General features: G+C 62.8%; 13 protein-coding genes. 12 read left to right on the forward strand and 1 reads right to left on the reverse strand.

The genetic code is table 11. The features are described 5' to 3' along the window. The first annotated feature begins 155 nt into the window (after nucleotides 1-155). The 10 genes from GR328_RS00915 to GR328_RS00960 all read left to right on the forward strand — a co-directional run bounded on the left by GR328_RS00915 (nucleotide 156) and on the right by GR328_RS00960 (nucleotide 11,838). Nucleotides 156-1,373: a urate hydroxylase PuuD gene (locus GR328_RS00915; RefSeq protein ID WP_160882654.1), complete on the forward strand. Its 1,218-nt coding sequence runs from the start codon at nucleotides 156-158 to the stop codon at nucleotides 1,371-1,373. A gap of 45 nt (nucleotides 1,374-1,418) precedes the next feature. After that, entirely contained in the window at nucleotides 1,419-1,853 is a 435-nt protein-coding gene (locus GR328_RS00920) for a GlcG/HbpS family heme-binding protein (protein WP_160882655.1), read from the forward strand. A 169-nt stretch (nucleotides 1,854-2,022) separates the two neighbouring features. Beyond that, entirely contained in the window at nucleotides 2,023-3,618 is a 1,596-nt protein-coding gene (locus GR328_RS00925) for a peptide ABC transporter substrate-binding protein (RefSeq protein ID WP_160882656.1), read from the forward strand. Nucleotides 3,619-3,702: 84 nt separating this feature from the next. After that, entirely contained in the window at nucleotides 3,703-4,623 is a 921-nt protein-coding gene (locus GR328_RS00930; protein ID WP_160882657.1) for an ABC transporter permease subunit, read from the forward strand. An 8-nt stretch (nucleotides 4,624-4,631) separates the two neighbouring features. Further along, on the forward strand, nucleotides 4,632-5,777 hold the full coding sequence (locus tag GR328_RS00935; RefSeq protein WP_160882658.1) for an ABC transporter permease subunit: 1,146 nt from the start codon (nucleotides 4,632-4,634) through the stop codon (nucleotides 5,775-5,777). Nucleotide 5,778: 1 nt separating this feature from the next. Beyond that, nucleotides 5,779-7,413, forward strand: a complete 1,635-nt coding sequence (locus GR328_RS00940; protein ID WP_160882659.1) for an ABC transporter ATP-binding protein — start codon at nucleotides 5,779-5,781, stop codon at nucleotides 7,411-7,413. A 42-nt stretch (nucleotides 7,414-7,455) separates the two neighbouring features. After that, complete coding sequence (gene ligD, locus GR328_RS00945; protein ID WP_160882660.1) at nucleotides 7,456-9,063, forward strand: non-homologous end-joining DNA ligase; 1,608 nt, start codon at nucleotides 7,456-7,458, stop codon at nucleotides 9,061-9,063. Between the two features lie 120 nt (nucleotides 9,064-9,183). Continuing rightward, the gene (locus tag GR328_RS00950; RefSeq protein WP_160882661.1) at nucleotides 9,184-10,008 is read left to right on the forward strand and encodes a PPK2 family polyphosphate kinase; all 825 of its coding nucleotides are present in this window, start codon (nucleotides 9,184-9,186) and stop codon (nucleotides 10,006-10,008) included. Between the two features lie 14 nt (nucleotides 10,009-10,022). Further along, nucleotides 10,023-10,907: a universal stress protein gene (locus GR328_RS00955; protein ID WP_160882662.1), complete on the forward strand. Its 885-nt coding sequence runs from the start codon at nucleotides 10,023-10,025 to the stop codon at nucleotides 10,905-10,907. Nucleotides 10,908-10,923: 16 nt separating this feature from the next. Continuing rightward, nucleotides 10,924-11,838 carry an SMP-30/gluconolactonase/LRE family protein gene (locus GR328_RS00960; protein WP_160882663.1) on the forward strand — a complete coding sequence of 305 codons (915 nt, stop codon included), beginning with the start codon at nucleotides 10,924-10,926 and terminating at the stop codon, nucleotides 11,836-11,838. Here GR328_RS00960 and GR328_RS00965 read toward each other — a convergent pair. Beyond that, the gene (locus GR328_RS00965) at nucleotides 11,835-12,290 is read right to left on the reverse strand and encodes a PaaI family thioesterase (protein WP_160882664.1); all 456 of its coding nucleotides are present in this window, start codon (nucleotides 12,288-12,290) and stop codon (nucleotides 11,835-11,837) included. The genes GR328_RS00960 and GR328_RS00965 overlap by 4 nt on opposite strands. An 81-nt stretch (nucleotides 12,291-12,371) precedes the next feature. On the opposite strand from GR328_RS00965, the gene GR328_RS00970 reads away from it, so the two are divergent. Together GR328_RS00970 and GR328_RS00975 are read left to right on the forward strand one after the other, a co-directional pair. Further along, nucleotides 12,372-13,307: a DMT family transporter gene (locus tag GR328_RS00970; protein ID WP_160882665.1), complete on the forward strand. Its 936-nt coding sequence runs from the start codon at nucleotides 12,372-12,374 to the stop codon at nucleotides 13,305-13,307. Between the two features lie 101 nt (nucleotides 13,308-13,408). Then, on the forward strand, nucleotides 13,409-14,599 hold the full coding sequence (locus tag GR328_RS00975; protein WP_160882666.1) for a substrate-binding domain-containing protein: 1,191 nt from the start codon (nucleotides 13,409-13,411) through the stop codon (nucleotides 14,597-14,599). Nucleotides 14,600-14,621: the final 22 nt, after the last annotated feature.

The following is a 14,621-nucleotide window of genomic DNA, read 5'->3' on the forward strand; positions in this document are numbered from 1 at the left end:
GGTCCGGTGGTCCGGCGTCAAGCATTCCGCCCGCGACTCGTCCGAAAGTCCATGACTTGCAGCCGCCGGTTCTGTTGAAAAAGCGCTCCGGGAGACCTTTCGCAACTGGAGGCGCCGCCCTAGGCTTACGCTTCCTTCATTGTTCAAGGGGCTGCATGATCGACCCGCAAATCTCCGAATGGATCAGCCAGATCCTGCGTTGGACCCATGTGATCACGGCCATCGCCTGGATCGGCTCCTCCTTCTATTTCATCCACCTAGACTTGAGCCTGAAGAAGCGGGCGGGCCTGCCCGAGGGCGTCGGCGGCGAGGCCTGGCAGGTCCATGGCGGCGGCTTCTACAACATGCGCAAATATCTCGTTGCGCCTCCGGAGCTACCCACGGAACTCACCTGGTTCAAATGGGAGAGCTATTCCACCTGGATCAGCGGCTTCTTTCTCATTGTCTGGGTCTACTATCTCCAAGCAGATCTCTACACGATCGATCCAGCGGTGCGCCCTCTCGCCCCTTGGCAGGCCCCTGCCATCGGCCTCGGCGGCATCGCGGTGAGCTGGCTGGTCTACGAGGGGCTCTGCCGCTCTCCGCTCGGCAGGAACGGCCTTGTGCTCGGCATCGTGCTCTTCGCCTATATCCTGCTCGCAGCTTTCGCCTTCACACAGGTTTTCAACGGACGGGCCGCCTTCCTTCACACGGGTGCGATGATCGCCACCTGGATGTCAGCGAGCGTTTTCTTCGTCATCATCCCGAACCAGAAAAAGGTGGTATCCATCCTGCTGGCGGGCGGCACGCCGGATCCGAGGCTCGGCCAGGAAGCGAAACTGCGATCGACGCACAACAATTACCTGACGCTGCCCGTCATCTTCCTGATGCTCTCGAACCATTACCCGCTGGCCTGGTCGTCCCGCTATGCGGTGGGGATCATTGGCCTCATTCTGGTTGCCGGCGCCGTGATCCGCCATTTCTTCAACAGTCGGCACGCCGGCAAGGGCTCGCCCTGGTGGACATGGGGCGTTGCGGCCGCCTCCGTCGCGCTCGCGATATGGCTCTCGATCGCAGGGAAACCCGGCAGCGAGACCATGGCGGACGCCTCGGCGGCCGCGGAACCCACGGCCGCCTTCGAGGAGGCGACCCTCGCCATCCAGTCCCGCTGCTCCATGTGCCATGCCGCCGAGCCCGTTTGGGACGGCATCCCCATCGCTCCCAAGGGCGTGCGGCTCGACACGCCCGAGGAGATCGCCCGCCATGCGGAGTTGATCCGGATTCAGTCCGTGTTGACCCATGCCATGCCGCCCAACAACATCACCGAAATGACCATCGACGAGCGCAAGGCCGTCGCCACGTGGCTGGCAAGCCGTGAGACCGGGGCGCATTGACCCGGTGCACCTCTGCACCAATAACAACCCGATGGAGGATTACCCATGTCCGAGCTCAGCCTCAAGACCGCTCAGACCATTGCCGAAGCCACCCTGAAGACCGCGCGGGAAAAGGCTTTCAAGCCGCTCTCCGTCGTGGTCTATGACGCGCGCGGCGCCCTGAAAGCCCTCCTATCCGAGGACGGCACGAGCCTCAAGCGCGCCGAGATTGCCATGGGCAAGGCCTATGGCGCCCTGTCCCTCGGCGTCGGCTCACGGGCTCTCCACAAGATGGCGACCGACCGGCCCTATTTCGTCGCCGCTGCGACCCATGCGGTGGGTGGGCAGCTCGTGCCGGTGCCCGGCGGCGTGCTGATCAAGGATCCCCAGGGGCATATCCTGGGAGCCGTGGGGGTATCCGGGGACACCTCCGACAACGACGAAATCGCCGCCGCAGGCGGGATAGAGGCAGCGGGCCTCGTCTTCGACGCAGGCGCCTGAGCTTTCCCGCGACGCAGGATCCTGCATAACCCTGGGTTACAACAGATAAGGCGGGTAGTACTGGACATGAACAGTTGATTGATCAACAAATATGACGAGGTTACTGCCGTAACGGCACTGACCACGACATCCAAAGATCTGAGATACAATCAGAATGGGAACGCGTCCGATGTCATCATGGATCCAACGCACGGCGCTTGCCGCTGTCGCCACGGCAGCTTTCATGGGCGCCATGGGCGCCGCCTCAGCCGAGGTGATTTACAACCGCGGCAATACAGGCGAACCGGAAACCCTCGACACCCACAAGACCTCGACGGTCCAAGAAGCCCACATCCTGCGCGACATGCTCGAAGGCCTCGTGACCTACAACGCCAAGGGCGAAGCGGTCCCTGGTCAGGCCGAGAAGTGGGAGGTCGGCGACGACGGCAAGACCTATCGCTTTACGCTACGCGAGGGACTGAAGTGGTCCAACGGCGATCCGGTCACGGCCGATGACTTCGTCTATTCCTATCGGCGCATCATGGATCCGGCCACCGGCGCGAAATACGCGAACATTCTGTACCCGATCAAGAACGCCGAGAAGATCAACAAGGGACAGAGCAAGCCCGAAGAACTCGGCGTGAAGGCCGTCGACGCGAGGACCGTTGAAATCAGTCTCGAAGCGCCTACTCCCTACTTCATCGAGCTGCTCACCCACCAGACCAGCCTGCCCGTCCACAAGGGCTCCGTCGAGAAGTTCGGCAAGGACTTCGTGAAGCCGGGCAACATGGTCTCCAACGGCGCCTACAAGCTCGCCGAGTTCGCTCCGAACTCCCACATCAAGCTCGTGAAGAACGAGAACTACTGGGACGCCAAGAACGTCCAGATCGACACGGTGAACTTCATCCCGCATCCGGATCTGGCCGCCGCCGTGCGCCGCTACGAGGCGGGCGAGCTCGACTCCATGGATGAGCTTCCGGCCGATCAGATCAGGTCGCTCAAGGAGCGCTTCAAGGATCAGGTCAGGCTCGGTCCGTATCTCGGCACTTGGTACCTCGTGGTGAACTCCTCCAAGGCGCCGTTCAACGACGTGCGCGTACGTCATGCCCTGTCCATGGCGATCGACCGTGAATTCATCGCGAGCGAGATCTGGGGACAGACCATGCAGCCGGGATACTCGTTCATGCCCCCGGGTGTAGGCAACTACGGCGAGCCGGCCTACATGGAGTACAAGGATCAGTCGCCGATCGACCGCGAGGACAAGGCCAAGGCTCTTCTCCAGGAGGCGGGCTTCGGTCCCGGCAAGCCCCTGAAGGTCCAGATCCGCTACAACACCACGGACAACAACCGGAACTCGGTCATCGCAATCGCCGACCAGTGGAAGCAAATCGGAGTCGAGACATCGTTCATCAACACGGACGGCAAGACCCACTTCGCCCACCTGCGTGACGGTGGCGATTTCGACATCGCCCGCTACGGCTGGATTGCGGACTACTCGGACCCGAACAACTTCCTCTTCCTGCTCAAGAGCGACAACAAGGGTTTCAACTACGGCAAGTACAACAACCCGGAGTTCGACAAGCTCCTCGACGCCGCCGCCAAGGAACTCGACCTCAAGAGGCGTGCCGACACGATGAAGAAGGCCGAGGCGATCCTGATGAAGGACATGCCATGGATCCCGATCATGTACTACGGCAAGAGCAATCTGATTTCGCCGAAGATCCAGGGCTTCGTTCAGAACACCCGCGGCGTCTATCCGTCGCGTTTCCTCTCCAAGGCGCAATAAAACAAGTACCCGGCATAGGGCGGTCTGAAGGTCAGACCGCCCTATTCTTATATCCGTTATCGCGTTTCAGCGGAGGAGCTCGCCGTGCTCTCCTTCATCTTACGCCGGTTCCTTTCAGCTATCCCGACGCTGTTCATCATCGTCACGATCTCGTTCTTCCTGATCCGGCTGGCGCCCGGCGGCCCATTCGACCTCGAGCGGCCCCTCGAGGCGAAGGTGATGGAGAACCTCAATCGGATATACCAACTCGACAAGCCGCTGATCGAGCAATACTGGCTCTACTTGAGCGCCGTCCTGCACGGCAATTTCGGCCCCTCCTTCATCCTGCGGGATTTCACCGTCGCCGAGCTCTTCGCCCGCGGACTGCCCGTCTCCATGACTCTCGGGGCGCTGGCTCTGTCCCTCGCCATTCTCGTCGGCGGAACCTTTGGCACAGTCGCAGCCCTGCGCCAGAACAGCGCCATCGACTACCTTGTCACCGGCATGGGCGCGCTCGGCCTGACCATCCCGAATTTCGTGGTCGCCCCCATCCTCCAGCTCGTCTTCGGCCTCGCTCTCGCGCTCCTGCCCGTGGCCGGTTGGGCCGACGGCAGCCCACGCAACCTGATCATGCCGGTCGTTGTCCTGGCTCTGCCCCAAATTGCGGTCGTCGCGCGAATGACCCGCGCCGCCATGATCGAGAACCTGCGCTCCAACCATATCCGGACCCTCCGCTCGCTTGGCCTGCCGACTCGGACCATCGTTGCTCATGCCCTGCGCGGCGCGGCGCTGCCGGTCGTATCCTACCTCGGCCCGGCCGCCGCCGCCCTGCTCACCGGTTCGGTAGTCGTCGAGACGATCTTCGGCCTTCCGGGCATCGGCCGCTACTTCGTCGAAGGCGCCCTCAACCGCGACTACACGCTCGTCATGGGCACCGTCGTGGTCGTGGCCGTCTTCGTCCTGCTATTCAACCTCGTGGTCGATATCATCTACGCGCTCATCGATCCCCGCATCCGTTACGATTGAGTGTCATCATGGCTGAAGGCGCTGCTCTTCCTGTCGAAACCATGACCGGACCGGTCGTTACAGGCCGCTCCCTCTGGGCGGAGGCCCGCGGACGCCTCGTCCGCAACCGGGCGGCTCTCACCAGCATCATCGTGCTGACTCTGATCGCGCTCGCCTGCATCTTCGGGCCCTTCTTCACCGGGCACCCGTTCGACCGGGTCTATACGGATTACGTGAAAGTGCCCGCCAGCTTCGAGGCCTACCCAAAGCCCGACCAGATCGTACCGCAGGTCGAGCGCATCGGCGCACGGGTGCGCGCCAAGGCGGAGAACATCCGCACCGACAACGGTATCGTGCACGTCACCCTCGTGAGCTCGAGCGCACGCCCGATCGACGAACGGCTCCTCGCCTATTTCGAGCGTTCGGACCTCTTTGGCACCGCCACGGTGGTTGAACGTCAGGAGGAAGGCCGCAGGCTCGTCATCGACGTTCCGGTGAAGCGGCAGCATTTCTTCTTCGGCACAGACGCGAACGGGCGCGATCTTCTGACCCGGACCATGAAGGCCGGCCAGATCTCGCTGTCCATCGGCCTTCTCGCCACTTTCGTGGCCATCCTCATCGGCGTGATCTACGGCGCGACCTCGGGCTATCTCGGAGGGCGCGTCGATCTCGTGATGATGCGCATCGTCGACATTCTCTACTCGCTGCCGTTCATCTTCTTCGTGATCATGCTGGTCGTGTTCTTCGGCCGCAACTTCATCCTCATGTTCATCGCGGTCGGGGCGGTGGAATGGCTCGACATGGCCCGCATCGTGCGCGGCCAGACGCTTTCCATCAAGCGCCAGGAATACGTGCAGGCCGCGGAGGCGCTCGGGGTCGAGACCAAAGGCATCATCCGCCGCCACGTGATCCCGAACACGCTGGGTCCCGTCGTGGTCTACATGACGCTGCTCGTACCGAAGGTGATCCTGCTGGAGAGCTTCCTCTCGTTCCTCGGCCTCGGCGTGCAGGAGCCCAATACCAGCCTCGGAGTCCTGATCTCCGAAGGCGCCAAGAACATCCAGGGCGCCACTTGGATGTTACTCCATCCGTCGATCACGCTCGTCGCGATCCTGTTCTGCCTCAACTTCATCGGCGACGGCCTGCGCGACGCTCTCGACCCGAAGGACCGGTGATATGGGCGAAGCCGTTCTGTCCGTCCGCAACCTTCACGTCCGCTTCCGCACCGGCGACGGCATTCTCCATGCGGTGAAGGGCATCGACCTCGACGTTCCGGCCGGCGAGACCGTGGCCATCGTGGGCGAGTCGGGCTCCGGCAAGAGCCAGACCATGATGTCAGTCATGGGCCTGCTCGCAACCAACGGCTGGGCCGAAGGCTCGGTGAGATATCGAGGGCAGGAGCTGGTCGGCCTTTCTCCCGAGAAGCTCAACGCCTATCGCGGCTCGAAACTCACCATGATTTTTCAGGAGCCAATGACCTCGCTCGATCCGCTCTACCGGATCGGGAATCAGCTAGCTCTCCCGCTCATGGCACACAGCAAGATGGGCAAGGCAGCCGCGCGCAAGCGCGCGATCGAGCTTCTGGAACTGGTGCGCATTCCGGATCCGGCTCGCCGTATCGATGCCTATCCGCACGAAATGTCCGGCGGTCAGCGACAGCGCGTGATGATCGCCATGGCGCTGGCCAACAACCCGGACGTGTTGATCGCCGACGAGCCGACCACCGCACTCGACGTGACGGTTCAGGCGCAGATCCTCGAATTGCTTCGCGACCTGCAGCAGCGCCTCGGTATGTCCATCGTGTTCATCACCCACGATCTCGGCATTGTGCGCCGCTTCGCGGACCGCACCTATGTGCTGAAGCGCGGCGAGGTGGTGGAAAGCGGAAACACGGGAGACATCTTCGCCTCACCCAAGCATCCATACACGCAGATGCTGATCGATGCGGAGCCTCAGGGGCGCAAGGAACCAGTGCCGGCCGATGCGCCCGTCGTCATGGAGGCCAGGAATATCCAGGTGACGTTCGCTCTCGAGAAGAACCTCTTCGGCAAGGTCACCCGCATTCTCCGTGCTGTCGACGATGTCAGCTTCGCCGTGCGGTCTGGCGAAACGGTGGGCATTGTCGGCGAGTCGGGCTCCGGCAAGTCCACGCTCGGAAGGGCCATCCTGAAGCTGCAGCCTGCCTCTGGCATGTTGCGATTCGAGGATCGCAGCCTTATGCCCCTCGACCGTTCAGGCATGCGCCCCCTGCGCCGCCACCTACAGCTCGTTTTCCAGGATCCCTTCGGCTCCCTCTCCCCGCGAATGACGGCAGGCGAGATCGTCACCGAGGGCCTGCTCGTTCACGAGCCGAGCATCCCCCGGAAGGAGCGTGACCGCCGGGCGGCCCAGGCCTTCGAGGAGGTTCAACTCGATCCGGCCTGGCGCAACCGCTTTCCGCACGAATTCTCCGGCGGTCAGCGCCAGCGCATCGCGATTGCCCGCGCCATGATCCTGCATCCGAAGCTCGTGGTGCTCGACGAACCGACCTCGGCCCTCGATCGCTCCGTGCAGAAAGAGATCGTTGAGCTGTTGCGCAACCTGCAGAAGGCCCACGGGCTCGCCTATGTGTTCATCAGCCACGATCTCGCGGTCGTGCGGGCTCTGTCGGATGAAATCATGGTCATGAAGACCGGCAAGGTGGTGGAGCGCGGCAGCGCCGAAGAGATCTTCGAGCGCCCGCGCGAGGCTTATACCCGCGACCTGATCGCGGCCGCCTTCCTGGCGGAGCGCGGAAACGCCGCGACCGGAAGCCAGCCTCTAGTTTCCTGAACTCTGGAACCGAACTCCATGGCGCGGATTTGACTCCTTGCCATGGCAAAGCTCGCACCATACCGCGCCAAGCGCGACTTTACCAAGACCTCCGAGCCGGAAGGCAAGGCGACGCGGCGCAGGGGCTCATCCTTCGTCGTTCAGAAGCACGATGCCTCCCGCCTGCATTATGACTTTCGCCTGGAGCTGGACGGCGTGCTGAAGAGCTGGGCCGTGGCGAAGGGGCCGAGCCTCGTGAGGGGCGAGAAGCGCCTCGCGGTCCATGTGGAGGACCATCCACTCGCCTATGGGGATTTCGAGGGCAGCATTCCCGCGGGACAATATGGCGGCGGAGCCGTCCTGGTCTGGGACTGCGGCAGCTGGGAGCCGGAGGGCGATCCTCACAAGGGTTATAGCGAGGGCCGCCTCACCTTCCGCCTCGACGGCGAGAAGCTGCGTGGCACGTGGCATCTGATCCGTATGGCGAAGCGTCCACGTGAACGCCAGGAATCCTGGCTGCTGATCAAGGCCGACGACGCTTATGCCCGCACGGAGGATGCCCCGGACATCCTGGAGGAAGCCCCCCTCTCCGTAAAGTCCGGCCAATCGATCGAGGAGATCGTCCCCGACCGCACGGCCAAAAGCACGAAGAAGCCAAAAGCTCCCTCAAAAGGCCCCGCCTCTTCTCCGGCGGACAAGCCCGCATCGTCTGCAAAGCGCGGATCGGCGGCCAAGGCGGTCGAGGCAAGCGGTGTCACGGTTGCCGGAATTCCCCTCACCCATCCCGAGCGCGTGCTCTGGGAGGAGCAGGGACTTACCAAGCAGGAACTCGCCGAATTCTATGTGGGCATCGCCGAATGGCTCCTGCCCCACCTCGTCAACCGTCCCCTGACCCTGATCCGATGCCCTTCCGGGGCACAGAAGAAATGCTTCGTTCAGCGACATTCCTGGGCCGGCATGAACCCCGCCATTCGCAGCACCATGGTGCCGGATGAATCGGGCAAGCTGGAGGTGCTGACCGTCAACGACATCCAGGGGGTCGTCGCCCTCGTTCAATCCGGCGTCCTGGAACTGCATGTCTGGGGGGCGACGCTGAAGGACCTGGAACTTCCGGACCGGCTGATCTTCGATCTCGACCCCGGTGAAGGCGTGGGGTGGTCTCAGGTGATCGAAGGTGCGCTCGCCATTCGTGAGCGCCTCAAGGTTCTGGGCCTTGAGAGCTTCGTGAAGACCACGGGAGGCAAGGGCTTGCACGTGGCCGTTCCTTTGAAGCCCAGGACCAATTGGAAGGATGCGTTCGACTTCACCCGCAGCTTTGCGGAAGCGATGGCGAAGGAGGAGCCGGATCGCTACACCACCACGTCGATCAAGAACGAGCGGAAGGGGAGAATCTTCATCGATTACCTGCGCAACAACCGCGAGGCCTCTGCGGTTGCTCCCTACTCCACTCGTTCCCGGCCAGGCGTGCCCGTGGCGACGCCGATCGCCTGGGAAGAGCTGACGCCGGATCTCAAGCCCAACGGTTTCACGGTCCAAAACCTGGGTCAGCGCCTCGTCGCGCTGAAGGAGGACCCGTGGGGGAGGATCGCGGAAGTCGATCAGGTTCTGCCCGGGGTGAAGCGCCCGAAGCGCTCCTCCCGGAGAAGGGCACCCTCGCCTCCCTCGGCTTGAAGAGCTCCGCATTCCGGCCCCAGCGTATGAGGCGCATCCCGAAAGCCCCCTCCGCCCTCCGGACCTTCCTTTCAAGGGCAACTGCCCTATCGTCCTGGAGGAGGACTGGAGGGGTCGCAGATGACGGAGCTGGAGCGCAGCATCATCGCACGAGTGCGGGTGGAGCCAGGTGAGAACGTCAGTTTGAGGGAGCGCGACCCGCGGGATTCCCGTCTTTTCGGAGAGGAGAAGGGGACGAAGTCGGCGACCGCCGCTCTCGCGAAGGAAATCGACGCCCTGCAGGACCGGCTCTATGCGGAAGGCTCGCGCGCCCTCCTCGTGATCCTCCAGGGCACGGACACTTCGGGCAAGGATGGGACCATCCGCAACGTGTTCAATGCCACGGGTCCGCTGGGCGTCTCGGTCACGCCCTTCGGCGTTCCCTCGAAAGCCGAACAGGCACACGACTATCTTTGGCGCGTTCATGCCGCCTGCCCACGCCGCGGAACCATCGGCATCTTCAACCGCTCGCATTATGAGAGCGTCCTCGTGGAGAAGGTGCGAAACCTCTCATCGCCGGAGCTCATCGAGCAGCGGTACGACCAGATCAATGCCTTCGAGAAGCATTTGGTCGAGAATGGTACGACCATTCTCAAATTTCTCCTGCACATCTCAAAGGACGAGCAGAAAGAGAGGCTCCAGGAACGTCTCAACGATCCAAGAAAGCACTGGAAGTTCAATCCGGGCGATCTCGATGACCGGACCCATTGGGACGAGTACCAGGACGCCTATGATATCATGCTCCAGCGCTGCTCTACACCTCATGCTCCATGGCATGTCATTCCCGCCGACCGCAAATGGGTGCGCAATGCGACCATCGCCACCATCGTCAAAGCCACTCTCGAGGAGATGGATCCGCAATATCCCAAGGCGCAGTGGAAGCCCGGCGCCTTTACGATTTCCTGACCGGAATGCCACCTTTGTCGAAAGCTCTTGCCGAGGCGGGTCTGGCGCGCGACAATAATCTCATGAAAAGCATTCTCGTCCCGATCGAAGATCATGGCCAAGTCGAGAGCCAACTTGAGCTGGCTCTCCTCCTGGGCCAAGCCTTTGACAGTTACATCGAGGGGCTGGCGATCACCCCCGACTATCCCGTGGTTTTGCCGGTCGACATCGCCATCGGCGTTCCATCGCCCCTTACGCCCGAGAATCGCATGGACATGGCGCGTACCTGCCGCGAGCGGTTCGAAGGCTTCATGGCCGCCAAGCAGATCCAGCGCGCTTCCGCAGGTTTGCCGGGCCTAAGTTTCGGCTGGCGCCAGGACGGCCTGATGGAGGATGCGTTTCTGGGCGCCTACGGCCGGGTGTTCGACACCACCGTTGTCGGCAGGCCTGACGGATCGGAAGGCCAGACGCGCCTCTCCACCGTCGAGTCGGCCCTCTTCGAAACGGGCCGTCCGGTCATGATCGCTCCGCCGAGCGTCCCGCGCACCTTCGGCGAAGTGGCCGTGATCGCCTGGAACCGCAGCACCGAGACCGCGCGCGCCGTTCTGGGCGCCATGCCTCTGCTGAAGAAGGCGCGTCGCGTCGTTGTCCTGGAACTGGAGGACTGGGGTGTTCCTGGCCCCTCAGGATCGGAGCTTGCCCGCTCGTTGCGGATGCATGACGTCTCCGCTGAAGCCGTGACTGCCCCCGACCCTTCGGACCGGCCCGGCGAAACCATCCTGTCCGAATGCGCCGCTCTCGGCTGCGATCTTCTAATCAAGGGCGCCTATACCCAGAGCCGCCTCAGGCAGATGTTCTTCGGCGGAGCGACAAGCCATATCCTGAGCAACGCCACGATCCCCGTTCTGATGGCTCATTAGGGAGTGGAAGCTCGCCATGCTCCGCGATGTGGCCGTCGTTCTCGATGAGCGCTTCCGCCGCTTGGTCATTTCGTCGGCCCGGCTGGAAAAGCTCGCAGAAGGATGCCGCTGGGCGGAAGGCCCCGCCTACTTCCCGGCGGGGCGTTATCTGGTCTGGAGCGACGTGCCGAACGACCGGATGATGCGGTTCGACGAGACGTCGAACGCGGTAAGCGTCTTCCGCGCCCCGTCCGGCTATTCCAACGGCAACACGGTGGACCGTCAGGGGCGCCTCGTCACTTGCGAGCACGGCCACCGGCGCGTGACACGGACTGAGCATGACGGCTCCATCACCGTGATTGCCAGCCATTACGATGGCAAGCGCTTGAACAGCCCGAACGACGTGGTGGTGAAGTCGGACGGCTCGATCTGGTTCACCGATCCGGCCTACGGGATCGATTCCGACTACGAGGGGCACAAGGGGGACAGCGAGATCGGCGCCTGCCACGTCTACCGGGTCGATCCGCAGAGCGGCTCAGTCAGCGTCGCCGCCGGCGACTTCGTCCGCCCGAACGGCCTTGCTTTCTCTCCGGACGAGAGGCGCCTGTATGTTGCCGATACGGGGGCAACACATGTGGCCGACGGGCCGCGCCATATCCGCGTCTTCGATGTGGGCGAGAGCGGCCGTCTCACGGGTGGGGATATCTTCGCCACCTGCACCAGCGGCCTCTTCGACGGATTTCGGCTGGACGAGGCTGGACGAATCTGGACCAGCGCGGGAGACGGGGTGCATTGCTATGAAAGCGACGGCACCCTCATCGGCAAGATCCTCGTTCCGGAAGCGGTGGCGAACGTGGTTTTCGGAGGCGTCAAGCGCAACCGGCTCTACATCTGCGCCACGACGTCGCTCTATTCCATCCTGCTGCCGGTGAATGGGGCGAAGACCTTCTAATCGCCGACGCCGGCGCGGCCTTCCATCGTCATGAGCGTGGCCGTCAGCAAGGCGACGAGTTTCTCTTGCCCGTCCCGCTCGGCGACGACATCGGTTTGCGCGAGTGTGAGCGTGCGCCCTGCCTTGACGACCCTCCCCCGCGCCAGGATTCGATCTCCCATGGAGGGAGCGAGAAGGTTGATTTTGAACTCCGCCGTGAGCACACCTGCTCCGGGCGGCATCAGGGTCAAGGCCGCGTAACCGGCAGCCGAATCCGCAATGCTCGCCACCGCTCCAGCATGTACGAAACCGTGCTGCTGCAACACGGCGGGCGATGTCGGCAGCACGATGTCTACCTCCCCGGGCGAGACCCGGGCGATCGAAGCCCCGAGCGTCCCCATCAGTCCCTGCTTCGCGAAACTCGCCCGCACCCGTGCCTCGAAACCAGGATCGATCGGTTCCGGGTCATTCATGGTCATCCCTCCCTAATCATTCATTAAGACAGCTTTCATCCCTCTTGTGAATGATACGCACATCAATCATGTGTGCGGGCCATGAGTCACGCTGCTTCCCCCTTTTCGCAGAAAGTGCGGTCAGGTGCCCTTGTCGGCATCGGCCTGATGCTGCTCGGAACCTTCCTGTTCTCCGTCAACGACGTCATGGGAAAGTGGCTCGTGGCCACCTATTCCGTCGGGCAGGTCCTTCTCCTGCGCGGCATCGCGGCGCTGGCGGTTCTCCTTCCGATCATGCGGCAGCAGAACATCCCGATCAGGGTGCCGCCGCAACCGGGCCTCCATGCCTTCCGCGTCCTGCTCTCGACACTGGAGGTGGCCTGCTTCTACTGGGCAGTCACCTACCTGCCGCTCGCGGACGTCATGACCTACTACCTCGCGGGACCAATCTATGTCGCGGCCTTCGCGGTGTTCTGGCTGGGTGAGAGGATCGACCGGCCGCGCATTCTCGCCATCGGGGTAGGTTTCGTCGGCGTGCTGATCGCCCTTCGTCCCTCTCCCGCAACGATTTCCTGGCCCGCCCTGATCGCTCTCGCCGGGAGCATGTTCTATGCGCTGCTGATGATCACGACGCGGCAGTTGCGCGATACCGACGACGGAACGCTGGTCCTGGGGCAGATGCTGGGCAATGTGATCTTCGGCATCGCGGTCGCGCCCTTCGCCTGGGTCACGCCGGGCTGGCTCGACCTAGCCGGGCTTTTCCTCCTCGGCATCGTCTCCATGGCAGCCCATGCCTGCGTCAACCGCTCTCTGAAGATCGCTCCGGCCTCCGTCGTCGCACCCTACCAGTACACGCTCATCGTCTGGGCCATCGTCCTCGGCTATCTGGCCTTTGGGGACATCGTGGAGTTCTGGACCCTGGTGGGCGCCGCGGTGATCTGCACCGCAGGCGTTGTTCTGCTGCTCCTGGAGCGCGAGGCCGCCAGGCGCGGACGCGTGGCCAAGGACATCGAGGAGCCGGTCCTCCCGCAGGCTTGATCCAAAGACTGACCTCATTCCCGCGGTCTCCCCCGCAAACGAACTTGACAGCCTCGCCGCCGCGACCGTCAATGACGCAATAAAAGCACAGAGGGAGTCCGATGCGCCTCACGCTCACAATAGCTGCCGCTACGGCAGGAATGGTTTTGGCCTCCGCAGCCTTCGCGCAGGACATCAAGATTGCTCTCATCGCCGGCAAGACCGGCCCGCTCGAGGCTTATGCCAAGCAGACGGAAGCCGGCTTCATGATGGGCCTCGAATATCTCACCAAGGGCAGCATGTCGCTGAATGGGCGCAAGATCTCCGTGCTGGTGAAGGACGACCAGCTCAAGGCCGATCTCGCCAAGACCCTGCTGGAGCAGGCCTACAACGATGACAATGTCGACATCGCCGTCGGCACCACATCGTCGGCTGCGGCGCTCGCGATGCTGCCGGTAGCGGAGGAGAACGGCAAGGTGCTGATCGTCGAGCCCGCCGTGGCCGATGCGATCACCGGGGACAAGTGGAACCGCTTCATCTTCCGGACAGCCCGCAACTCCACCCAGGATGCCTATGGCGCAGCAGCTGCCATCCCGGCCAGTGGCGAGGTTTCCATCGCGACCCTCGCCCAGGACTACGCCTTCGGCCGCGACGGCGTCGCGGCCCTCAAGAGCGCATTGGCCGAGATCCGCCCCAATGCGAAAGTGGTCTTCGAAGAGTACGCTCCGCAGAACGCTACGGATTTTACGGCTTCGGCCCAGCGCATCTTCGACGCGCTGAAGGACAAACCGGGCAGGAAGATCATCAACATCATCTGGGCTGGTCAGCATCCGCTTCCGAAGATCGCCGACCTGAAGCCCGAGCGATTCGACATCGAAATCGCACCCGGCGGCAATATTCTCCCAGCCATGCAGATCTACAAGAACTATCCCGGGATGGAAGGAGCGATCTACTACTACTGGAACTTCCCCAAGAACGCCATGAACGACTGGCTCGTGGCCGAGCACCAGAAGCGCTACAATTCGCCGCCGGATTTCTTCACCGCAGGCGGCTTCGCCGCCGCCTCCGCCGTTGTCACTGCCATCCAGAACGCTGGCGGCACTGATACTGAAAAGCTGATTGCGGCCATGGAAGGCATGAGCTTTGAGACTCCCAAGGGCACCATGACCTTCCGCAAGGAGGACCATCAGGCTCTGCAGGCCATGTACCACTTCAAGGTCAAGGCCGATGGGAAAGACTCGAACGATCTGCTCGAGCTCGTCGACACAATTTCCGTCGACAAGATGCCGATTCCGGTCCGCAACAAGCGCTGAGCAGACGTGCCGCCCTCAGCCG

Source organism: Microvirga makkahensis (assembly GCF_009830105.1).
GTDB classification, from domain to species: domain Bacteria; phylum Pseudomonadota; class Alphaproteobacteria; order Rhizobiales; family Beijerinckiaceae; genus Microvirga; species Microvirga makkahensis.

Excerpts from the sequence above, each read along its gene's own strand:
- GR328_RS00915 (WP_160882654.1), top strand. The coding sequence starts at position 156 with ATGATCGACCCGCAAATCTCCGAATGGATCAGCCAGATCCTGCGTTGG.
- GR328_RS00920 (WP_160882655.1), top strand. The coding sequence starts at position 1,419 with ATGTCCGAGCTCAGCCTCAAGACCGCTCAGACCATTGCCGAAGCCACC.
- GR328_RS00925 (WP_160882656.1), top strand. The coding sequence starts at position 2,023 with ATGTCATCATGGATCCAACGCACGGCGCTTGCCGCTGTCGCCACGGCA.
- GR328_RS00935 (WP_160882658.1), top strand. The coding sequence starts at position 4,632 with ATGGCTGAAGGCGCTGCTCTTCCTGTCGAAACCATGACCGGACCGGTC.
- GR328_RS00940 (WP_160882659.1), top strand. The coding sequence starts at position 5,779 with ATGGGCGAAGCCGTTCTGTCCGTCCGCAACCTTCACGTCCGCTTCCGC.
- ligD (WP_160882660.1), top strand. The coding sequence starts at position 7,456 with ATGGCAAAGCTCGCACCATACCGCGCCAAGCGCGACTTTACCAAGACC.
- GR328_RS00950 (WP_160882661.1), top strand. The coding sequence starts at position 9,184 with ATGACGGAGCTGGAGCGCAGCATCATCGCACGAGTGCGGGTGGAGCCA.
- GR328_RS00960 (WP_160882663.1), top strand. The coding sequence starts at position 10,924 with ATGCTCCGCGATGTGGCCGTCGTTCTCGATGAGCGCTTCCGCCGCTTG.
- GR328_RS00965 (WP_160882664.1), bottom strand. The coding sequence starts at position 12,290 with ATGAATGACCCGGAACCGATCGATCCTGGTTTCGAGGCACGGGTGCGG.
- GR328_RS00970 (WP_160882665.1), top strand. The coding sequence starts at position 12,372 with ATGAGTCACGCTGCTTCCCCCTTTTCGCAGAAAGTGCGGTCAGGTGCC.
- GR328_RS00975 (WP_160882666.1), top strand. The coding sequence starts at position 13,409 with ATGCGCCTCACGCTCACAATAGCTGCCGCTACGGCAGGAATGGTTTTG.